At 57.2% G+C, this 666-nt stretch carries 1 pseudogene; it reads left to right on the top strand.

The window, feature by feature from the left end:
• Positions 1 to 666: pseudogene (locus ACTHUM_RS17045) on the top strand (DNA topoisomerase IV subunit A); the annotation flags it as partial.

Below are 666 nucleotides of genomic sequence, written 5' to 3'. Positions count from 1 at the left end.
GGCTGGATACGCAGCCGATCCGGACACAACCTTGATTTGAGCCAGACCGCGTTCAAAGAAGGCGACCGCCTCAAACAAACCCTCGAAGGCCGCACCGTTTTGCCTGTCATCATCTTGGATTCATTGGGCAGAACCTACACGCTCGATGCCGCCGAAATCCCCGGCGGACGCGGTGACGGCGTGCCGGTTTCATCGTTAGTCGAGCTGCAAAACGGTGCGAAACCCGTTGCCATGCTTACCGGTCAGCCCGAACAGCACTACCTGCTCTCAGGCAGTGGCGGCTACGGCTTCATCGCCAAACTGGGCGATATGGTCGGACGCGTGAAAGCAGGCAAAGTGGTAATGACCGTGGACAGCGGCGAAACCGTCCTGCTGCCCGTTGCCGTCTATGCATCTTCGCTCATCAATCCCGACTGCAAAATCGTACTGGCCAGCAGCGACCACCGCCTCTTGGCGTTTTCCATCGGCGAGCTTAAAGTCATGCCTAAAGGCCGCGGTTTGCAGCTGATGTCGTTGGCCGATGGTGCATCTTTGGAACACATTATGGTGACGACCTCTCCTGAGTTTACCGTTGTATCGGTCGGCCGCCGCAGCGCCGAGCATCAGGAAAAACTGCGGATTGCCGATATTGACGGCAAGCGCGGTAAAAAAGGCAAGGTATTGGAA

This window comes from Neisseria sp. P0021.S006 (genome assembly GCF_051956895.1).
This window is presented reverse-complemented; position numbering and strand designations above follow the sequence as displayed.